Origin of the sequence: Bacillus sp. SIMBA_008 (assembly GCF_046535495.1) — a bacterium.
Taxonomy (GTDB): Bacteria; Bacillota; Bacilli; order Bacillales; family Bacillaceae; genus Bacillus; species Bacillus subtilis.
In genome coordinates this window covers 1-290 of the sequence record NZ_JAWRWL010000271.1, presented here as the reverse complement: position 1 = coordinate 290, position 290 = coordinate 1, and the positions used below count along the sequence as shown (strand labels likewise).

Genomic DNA, 290 nt, shown 5'->3' with positions numbered 1-290 from the left:
CATCGAACACGCGTAGATCTCGGTGGTCTCCGCCTCAGTCTCAATCGGGCAGTAGTCGTACGGGTGAGCCGGCTCGTGGGTGTCGAGCGTGAGCAGGCCCAGGCTGAAGAGCTGGCCCGTGGTCTCGTAGGCCTCGTGAAGCTCATCGACCTGCTCGATCGCGCGTGCGGTGAGGCGCTCGTCACTGAGGCCCCAGTCGCTGCGCATATCGGCGTCGCTCTCGCCGAGTTCGCGCCAGTGCAAGAGATCGAGCTCGGTACCGTACCCATGGTCGCTCAGGAACAGGCCCT

Annotated in this window: 1 protein-coding gene; it reads right to left on the bottom strand. The window is 64.8% G+C overall.

Features of this window, described 5'->3' with window-relative positions; genetic code table 11:
* On the bottom strand, nt 1-290 hold a 290-nt coding region (locus SB658_RS23155), incomplete at both ends, for a hypothetical protein (RefSeq protein WP_410602612.1).